The 8,929-nt window shown below is 37.6% G+C and carries 7 protein-coding genes and 1 pseudogene; 2 read left to right on the forward strand and 6 right to left on the reverse strand.

Annotation, left to right across the window (positions count from 1 at the left end; all coding sequences use genetic code 11):
* Window positions 1-371 precede the first annotated feature (371 nt).
* The 3 genes from F6K22_RS21530 to F6K22_RS21540 all read right to left on the reverse strand — a co-directional run bounded on the left by F6K22_RS21530 (window position 372) and on the right by F6K22_RS21540 (window position 5,251).
* The gene (locus F6K22_RS21530) at window positions 372-1,094 is read right to left on the reverse strand and encodes a response regulator (protein ID WP_293102461.1); all 723 of its coding nucleotides are present in this window, start codon (window positions 1,092-1,094) and stop codon (window positions 372-374) included.
* Window positions 1,095-1,485: 391 nt separating this feature from the next.
* Window positions 1,486-2,667 (reverse strand): DUF4336 domain-containing protein, encoded by a 1,182-nt coding sequence (locus F6K22_RS21535; protein WP_293102464.1) that lies wholly within the window; start codon window positions 2,665-2,667, stop codon window positions 1,486-1,488.
* Between the two features lie 208 nt (window positions 2,668-2,875).
* Complete coding sequence (locus F6K22_RS21540) at window positions 2,876-5,251, reverse strand: CBS domain-containing protein (protein ID WP_293102467.1); 2,376 nt, start codon at window positions 5,249-5,251, stop codon at window positions 2,876-2,878.
* 223 nt (window positions 5,252-5,474) lie between these two features.
* Between F6K22_RS21540 and F6K22_RS21545 the strand changes: the two genes are divergently transcribed.
* Window positions 5,475-6,569, forward strand: a complete 1,095-nt coding sequence (locus tag F6K22_RS21545) for a PstS family phosphate ABC transporter substrate-binding protein (RefSeq protein ID WP_293102470.1) — start codon at window positions 5,475-5,477, stop codon at window positions 6,567-6,569.
* Between the two features lie 312 nt (window positions 6,570-6,881).
* On the opposite strand, the pseudogene F6K22_RS21550 reads toward F6K22_RS21545, so the two are convergent.
* The 3 genes and pseudogenes from F6K22_RS21550 to F6K22_RS42325 form a co-directional block, all read right to left on the reverse strand.
* Window positions 6,882-7,085: pseudogene (locus tag F6K22_RS21550) on the reverse strand (zinc ribbon domain-containing protein); the annotation flags it as partial.
* A 36-nt stretch (window positions 7,086-7,121) separates the two neighbouring features.
* Window positions 7,122-7,823, reverse strand: coding sequence for an RNA-guided endonuclease InsQ/TnpB family protein (locus tag F6K22_RS42320; RefSeq protein WP_363274088.1), 702 nt, complete (start codon window positions 7,821-7,823; stop codon window positions 7,122-7,124).
* A 7-nt stretch (window positions 7,824-7,830) separates the two neighbouring features.
* Window positions 7,831-8,325, reverse strand: a complete 495-nt coding sequence (locus F6K22_RS42325; RefSeq protein WP_363274090.1) for an RNA-guided endonuclease InsQ/TnpB family protein — start codon at window positions 8,323-8,325, stop codon at window positions 7,831-7,833.
* Window positions 8,326-8,708: 383 nt separating this feature from the next.
* On the opposite strand from F6K22_RS42325, the gene F6K22_RS21560 reads away from it, so the two are divergent.
* Window positions 8,709-8,929: hypothetical protein (locus F6K22_RS21560; RefSeq protein ID WP_363274092.1), on the forward strand; the 221-nt coding region annotated here is incomplete at its 3' end.

Consider the following 8,929-nt stretch of genomic DNA (forward strand, 5'->3'; position numbering starts at 1 on the left):
TGGAGAAATTACAGGTAATCCAGAAGATCAGGCTGAAGGACAAGTTAAGCAAGGTGAAGCTAAAGCAGAACATACTGTAGAGAATGCTAAAGATGAAGCTAAGAAAAAAATTGACTAGACTGACGAACTTTTCTCAATCATTTTAGTATCACCAATGTTTTATAAAAAGAATTCAAGGAAAATGTATTAAATACTTTTCCCTGAATAGATAAAGTTTTTTTCAAGATAAGATAAGTCAAGAATTAGTTGGGGTGAATTTTTAATAGCAAAGGATTGAGTAAAAAATATTTTTATTCAAGCTATTAAACCACCCTGACATCTTTGACTAATGCAGATGGAAAGCATAACTATTAATGGGAAATCGATCGAGCTTAACTAACTAAACCAGAACGCAAAGCACGGACTGCTGCTTGAGTGCGATCGTTGGCACATAGCTTATTTAAAATACTACGAACATGGGTTTTGACAGTTCCGATAGTGATATAAAGCTTGTCAGCAATTTGAGCATTGCTACATCCAGAAACTATTAGCTGTAATACTTCTAATTCTCGTTCTGTTAGAGGATCTATCTGAATTATTTCATCTCCTCCAGGCGCACAGTCCATGTCATTTAGTTTGATTTGTGGTTGAGAAGTTGGACAATTACAATCAAGACTTTCCTGAGTTTGCTTAATTACCACACTAGCGATCGCCGGGTCGATCCAATTATTACCTTCATTAGTAACCTCAAGAGCCTGAAGTAAATTACTAAAACTGAGTTCCTTGAGAGCATATGAGTCTGCACCAGCAGAAAAAGCAGCTATTACGGTGTCTTCACTGTCTTTTGTTGTTAAAACTAACACTTTTGTTTGTTTATATTCCCGATCGCCATTTAATTGTTTCAACTTCTGAGTTAGTTCAATTCCATCCATATCAGGTAGGTTAAGAGCAACTATTGCTACATCAGGCTGAGTTGCTTGCACAATATTTAAACCTTCTTGCCCAGAAGCGGCATCTCCAACTACTTTAATCCCTTCAGACATTTGTAACGCAGCCATTAAGCCAGTACGACTTAAGTCATGCTTTTCAATCAAAACAACTCTGATTATTTTCATTGTAATTCCCTTTTACTGAAATTCAACTTGTGAGATTGTTTGTAAATTGCCCAGTATTGCTGAATAATTGTATAATTTTTAGTAGTCAGTAGTCAGTAGTTAGTTATTAATAGTCAAAAGAGCTTTTTACTTACTATTAATACTTACTCACTCAGCAGTTTCATTCCTGGTGTAAGCAACGCCAATTAGTCTTTATTTATAGGGAAAATCAGAAAATTGGCGTTACATAATAAGATTTTAATTATCAATATTCACCCCCTTTCATTACTTGTTCCCCTTCCTACCCATGAAAGAACTACTCGGTAAGGAATTGCATCCAATCTCCTTACCTACCTCCTAAGCAGGAAAATCATACCCGCGCTTCAGCAACGCCAGAACATAGTTTTCGGCTTTAACGTAAAACCCCTATTTCTTTTAGCTTATCATCTAATTGTCTCAATAATTTTAAATCTGTCTGTGGTAAATACCCCCCACTATCCTTTTCTAAAAAACTAAACCCTTGCCTAAACTCATATCCACTTGCCTGAATAGGGGCATCAAAATGACAGGGAATAATCTGCCGAAAATTCCAACTTGCCACCTTCTCAACCCACTCCATCACCTGTTTTGGATCGCGATTCAAAATGAGAGTTTGCAATATAGGTGCTACTAACAACCGTCCATCCTGTCGTAACTCTGTAAAAGAACGCTGCCAGTCAGACTTCCACCGCCACGGTAACAGACCAAAATATGCACGCTTCGAGCGATCGCTTGCTTTCCAAACATTCTTAAAAATTTCCCCAGTAGGAACTACATCTAAAGCATCCACCTGAAAATACAATGCAAACAAACATATTTTTTGCCACCCTACACGTCTATTTGTGGGAGTATCTTCTACCACATCAAACACATCATCTTTAGCATGAAATAATAACGGATAGGGATCTAAATTCAAAATATCCGGCGGTTCAGCAGGTACAGATAAAACAGTATCAACCGCCAGTAAAGTTTGAGATGCACTATGCCAGAATACTACTTCCGCAAAAGGTTTGAAACCAATATCAAGGGGTCCGAGAGTTGCGTAGTCAAATTCTGCTGCAAAAGGTGCATCTCCACTATTCACAGGGAGTAGGTAGGTACGGTTTCTTGGTAAACCCAACCAACTCAGGGGTAAATTTAGAGGAAAACTCCATTGGTTAGGCGTGACAAAAACTTCCGCCGTGGGAAATTTTCTTGCAAAGGGTCCCACATATACTTTATGTTCTAAGCCAGAAATAGTTGGTAAAATAATGTAGCGAACTTCCCCATATTTTTCTACCAATTCATTAACAAGGCGTACGCATTCCCGGGTTGGTGCTATTGGAGCGTAGACAAACAAACCCCCTCCGAGCATTCTGACGACTGTCATCCTAATTGGCACAGTGACATAGAAGATACCCTGAAGTTGGTCAAAGGTCCAGATTGTATCTTTAACTATTTCCTTTCTTAATGTCCGCCGCTGCCCATAGGGATATAAGGGTAAAATTGGCCATAGTGGCCATGACCAATCCTTAGAGTTAGAATTTTGTTGTTGTATTTGTTTCCCTGAACGCACCTTTATATGCAGTTATTTACTACAATTATTAATTTATAGTATTAAGGAAAAATAAGGAAATAGCTAACTCAAATTAAATCTGGGAAATCAGAAGATAGGGCTGAGAGCTATACTACGAGCTTTTATGATAAAAACTGTTTAACTGAACATGATATAACTTCTGACTTCTAACTTCTAACTTCTGACTTCTAACTTCTGACTTCTGACTTCATACAGGCAATTCCACTGTAAAAGTTGTCCAACCATTACTGCTAGTGACAAGTATATTGCCATGCAACTGTGCTACTAATTCTTTGAGTAGAGCTAAACCTAACCCAGTACCTCCTTGTTTCCAAGGATCGGCATTAGGCACTCGATAAAATTTAGTGAATATTTTAGGTAACTCAGATTCAGAAATTTCTGATGGATTACTAACTATAAATTTGATGGGAGCAGGCGTTTCTGAGGTGCTTTTTTTGCTGTTTTTTTTCTGGTTACATTCAATTGAAAATTTGATTTCCCCACCATCTTCAGTATACTTGCAAGCATTATTCAGGAGTTCTGCTAAAATCCTGCCTAAACTATTATGATTAGAACGGATCTTAGGTAGTTGTTTAGGATATTTAATCTTAAGAGTTTGTTGCCGTTCTTTCACCCGCGATTTAAAAGGTTCCATGACAGTAGGAAGCCAAGTTGTTAAATCTATTGTATCTAAAGCAATAGATTCTGTACCTGCTTCTAAGCGCTGTAAATCTAATAAATCGGTGATTAATTCAATTTCTCTTTTGCACTCTGTATCTAAAATATTCAAATATTTTTGACCCTTTTCTGAGACAGGAAATACTTTCAGCATATGAATAGCCATTTTCATATTTGATAGAGGTGTTCTTAATTCATGGGAAACAGTGCTTAAAAAATCATCTTTGAGAATATTAAGTTGCTCCAATTCTTTGACTTTTTGTTCCAATTCGGCAGTGCGTTCTTTTACCTGTCTTTCTAAGTCTGTGTTGAGAGTTTGTACTTGTTGATAAAGTTGAGCTTGCTGGATAGCGATCGCTAACTGGGTTGCTAATTGTTGCAATAAATCAATTTCAGATGGTTGCCACTCTCTGATTCCAGAGTATTCTTGGGTACACATAATTCCCCATAATTGCCCATCTTGAGAAATGGGTACTATCAAGAAAGATTTTACCTGCTTTTGCTGGAAACTCGTAATTTGTTCTATAGCTAAATCTGTTTGCTCAATATCTGCAACTGCCTGAATCTTATTTTTCTTGATTTTTAAACTTGACATTAAGCATTCAGATGAAGTTCGATCGCCCATCCAAGAATTGCAATTACGATCTACTGACTCAGCTACTATCTTCGTTACTTTTGGAGATTTTACTTGAAATAAAACTACTCGATCTGCTTTCAAAAATTGTTGCACTTCTGTAACTGCTGCATTAATGATTTCGTTGAGGTCGAGAGATTGATGAATCCTGAGAGCAATTTTGGCTAGGAGGCGATCGCGCTCTAACTGTTCCTGTATTTCTGCTGTTCGTGCCTGAACTTCTTTTTCTAGTTCTGCATTTCGGCTATGTAACAGATTAAATTTTTCTGCTTGTAGTTGATTGACATCAGCTCGTAATTTTCTGACTAACCCAAACATTACTGTGGGATCTAAAACTTGTAGTAAACTTGTTTGATTTACTGTTCCCAGTAACTCTCCTTGTTGGCTGCATACTATCAAGATTTGCACTTGTTCCTGCAACATTTTTTTATGAGCATTCCATAGAGAATCAGTTGGTTGCAGAAAATTCATTTGAGTTTTCATTACCTTCTTTACAGGTATTTTTCCCAAATCCATATCAAGAAAATATGCTTGTGCAATATCATCATTAGCAATTATACCGAGCGGTTTTTCTATACTTTGTGTTTGCACTTTTTTCTTCTGTGTAATAATCACACTATTCACTTTGTTTTCTGCCATCAGTTGACTAACCTTCAACAATGATGCTGTTCCTGGGATTGTAACTGTAACACTGTCATTTTTTACTTCATTTACTCGTCTTAATCTAAGAATATTAGAAGGTTGCAGGACTTGACGAATTTTTTCTGGTGTCACAACACCAACTATTTCACCTTTACTATCTAGCACTGGTAGATGACTAACTTTATGTTTCCGGAACAGAGACAAAGCTGTAAATAGATCTTGATCGTCAGATTCTTTTAGAGTGATAACATTAGATGTCATTACCTCGCTAATATGCACATCTTCTGATAAATTTTGTAGATTATTAAATCGATCGGTGGCAATTAATTTGACAAGATCGCTCGCAGTAAATATGCCTAATAAAGGAGATTGTGAATTATACTTTTGTTCTTGGTCAACAGGTATATTTTTTACTACTAAAACACTTGTGACTGTTTCCTGGTTTGATAATATTGATGGATCGAGCTGCTCATTTTCAGATGTATTCAAATTGGGCAAAGCACAACTATTATGTAACTTGCTCATTAGTTTGAGTACATCTACCAGAGGAGTTTCTGGAGTTACTGTTAAGGGATGACGGTCAATGGCTTGTTGTAGGGGTGATGAATACATGCTAGATTGGGCAACCATAATCATATTTCCTGATTTTATTAGGTAAGAGTAATTTAAAATATGATCTATATTTTTTAGGCAAATTCACAGCTTCTTTTCTTTGCTAGTTCTATGAAAATGGTAATTATTACCTAAAAATATAGTCTAAAGTTTATCACAAAATTAATTTTTTATCAATATTTGCAAGTGATAAAATTATATATTGTATTGTTAAATAAAAACACCATTATCAAAAAAGTCTATGAACTTAGGAATTAAATTAAGATACAAGTATCTTCATTATTTTACATTAGCCATACTCCTGCTCATAACTGCCTGTGGGGGTGGAGAGAAAAAAACAGAACCTCTTGAGACTCCCTCAGCAGCAGTAAATCCAGAAGAAGAACAGACAAAAAGCTATGTTCTAGTTGATGGTTCAAGTACCATTTTTCCCATCTCCAACACAATGGCTCAAAATTTTATGCAGGATAATCCTAATATTCAGATAATTGTGGGAATATCTAGTTCTGGTTCTGGACTGAAAAAGTTCTGTATTGGGGACACAGATATATCAAATGCTTCTCGTCCCATTAAAAAGTCTGAGATCGATCTGTGTCGGGCAAACGGAATAGAGTTCGTTGAAATTCCTATTGCCTTCGATGCTATTTCCATCATTGCCAACCAGTACAATGATTGGTCAGACTGTCTAACTCTAGAAGAATTAAAAAAAATTTGGCAGTCTGATGATGCTGAGAAAGTTACCAACTGGAAACAAATTCGTGAGGAGTTTCCTGAAGAACCCCTTGGTCTTTATGCCCCTGACACTGACTCTGGTACTTATGATTACTTTAGTGATGCTGTAATTGGAGCAGCAGGTAGAAGCCGAAAGGACTTCCAGGCTAGTGAAAATGATAATATCATTATTCAGGGCATCGAATCTGACTGGGGTAGTTTGGGTTTCCTCGGCCTTGCTTACTATGAAAACAATAAAGATGTTTTGAAATTGATTGCTATTGACAATGGTAATGGTCAATGTGTGGAACCAAGTCAGGAGACGATCGCCAATGGTACTTATACTCCCCTATCTCGTCCATTACTTTTATATATCAATAAAAATTCTCTAGAAAAAATGCCTTTTGTTAAAGCTTTTGTTGATTTCCAAATAGATGTTACTAACAAAGAGGTAATTTCTGAAGTGGGTTATGTCCCTATATCAGGAATCTTACAAGTCAAACTAAAGGATCGTTTTAAGAAACTCACTACTGGCTCAGTTTTTGAAGGAGAATCTGCTGTTGGTGTTAGGCTTATGGATAAATATTTGTCCGAAAAAGAAAGAAAGAAGATGGGTGGCAGTTAAAGCAAGTCAAAAATCAAAAATACGATATTATTTATGAATCAAGTGGCTTGCAAGACCGAAAACGTTTTTCCCTCTTGATGGATGAATCAGAGGTTTGACATACTCCCGGCATCATAATCTTTGATTTGATGCGGGATTCTCATCATTGATAATTCCACGCTAATAGAGACAATTTAGATTGGTATGGGTTGCTATCACGCGCTCCATAGGTCTGACTCTCCCGTAGCTTTTCCTTCGGAATGCTACGCAAACGGGTCTCCCCCAGATTCCGTTAGCGTTAGCGTAGCTCCTCTGTAAGAGGCAGCTCCTCCGTTAGCACAGCTCCTTCGCAGGAGCCAGGAGGCGTGCCCCTCGGTACTGTTGACTATTGCTCAAGCGCATTTCTAAGCCTTTGGCTAGAATGTTCCTTGCTGCATTATGGTCTCTATCAGCAATATAACCGCAGTGTGGACATTTGTGAGTTCTAACAGACAATGATTTCTTAACTGTTTGACCACAATTTGAACATTCTTGAGATTTGACATCCTCTCCAGCCTAAAGGCGTGGAGATTCCTACCGAGCCTTAGCTCCTCGGCGGGTTGACGTTTCACAGACTGCTGCCACCTCGACGGTGGTCTTCTGCTTGCCTCCACGTCCGTTTAAAGTCTCGGACTGCCCGCCCGCGACTAATATATTTATGGCTGCGTTTAGGTCTCTGTCGTGTTTTGCACCACAGTTGAGACATTCCCACTCCCTAATTGAAAGGTCTAATTTTCCACCTTTGAAACCGCAAGCATAGCAGATTTGAGAGGTTGGCTCCCAACGGCTAATTACTCTAAATTCTCTACTATATTTTTCGGCTTTTGATTCTAGAAATGTCCGGAATTGTCGCCATCCTAAATCTGAAATCGCTCTAGATAATTTCCGGTTTTTCACCATGCCGGAAACGTTCAAATCCTCTAAAATAATTGTTTGGTTTTCACGAATTATTTCAGTGGATAATTTATGTAGAAAATCTGTCCTTGTATCTTTCAGCTTGGCATGAAATTTAGCTATTCTCAGACGAGCTTTTTCATACCTTTTAGAGCCTATGGTTTTCTTAGATAATGACTTGCTTAACTTCCTATATTTACTAATCCTTTTCTTTAATGGTCTTGGAGCCTCAATCTTTGAGCCGTCGCTCAAAGTAGCAAAAGTTTTAATACCTAAATCTATTCCAACTGAATTATCAGTTTTAGGCAAAATTTCCGGTTGTATTTCTACTACAAAACTCAAGAAATATCTATTGGCTGAATCTTTGATTACTGTTACTGAGGATGGAGCAGCGGGTAACTCTCACGGGCGAAACTATCTTTAACTTGCCAATCTTAGCTAAATACACTTTATTGTGGCAAACTTTAAACCCTCTCAAGGTAAACCTAGCAGTCTGTCTTGACTTTCTAGTTTTGAATCGCGGAGGTTTAACAGCTCTACCTTTTCTCTTGCCTTTTGTTGAAGAGAAAAAGTTTTGATAACCATGGTTTAAGTCATTCAAAGATTGCTGCAATGGTACAACTGAAACATCCGATAACCATTCTCTATCTTCAGTCTTTTTTGCTTGGGTAATAAACTGTTTTTGTAGTTCAGAATTAGTGGGTTTGTTCGCTCCTAATTTGTATTGTTCTTTACAGAAAGCTAGGCTATCATTCCAAACCACACGGACACAGCCAAATAGTTTAGCTAATTGGTGTTTTTGTCTCGGTGTTGGATAGATACGATACTTATATCTAGCTTTCATAATTGCATTTTTAAACTAACAATATTATAGCATACTTATCAAAGAAAACAAATTAAAAGTCCCCCTACAAGGGGGAGGCTTCAAACCCAATTTTTCGGTGAAATGGGGAGGTACTGCTACACAAAGAATTCCGTGCAACTTAGCATAATATTCAAGCCAAATTGTGAATTGATACCAACTTACATCAGATATTGATTTGGCTAAATAGACATCTGGTGGAAAAGAGGGAACACTTAACACTTAACAGAAAGAATAGATAATTTCTGGATGATAATTGATTTGATTTTTAATTTTCACGCCTATGTCTAATGGTGATTTTTAACTAGATTAGCAATCTTCAAATCTGCCTTCGGCGGGCCGCTCCGCGTCTTGGATTAACGCCCTTGCAGTCTTTAGCGCGTGGTCTTTACGTTGTCTTCGCTAAAGGAAGCACCGGGAGTGTGAGGAGATGGAGAGATGGGGAGATTCGGAGATGGGGAGATTCGGAGATTGGGGGGATTCGGAGATTGGGGGGATTCGGAGTGTCGGAGAAATTAAAAAATATATATTATATCCTTACCATTACCATGCAGGACTACCCTAACTCCCAACTCCTAACTCCTAA

Origin of the sequence: Okeania sp. SIO2F4 (assembly GCF_010672385.1) — a bacterium.
Classification (GTDB): domain Bacteria; phylum Cyanobacteriota; class Cyanobacteriia; order Cyanobacteriales; family Microcoleaceae; genus Trichodesmium.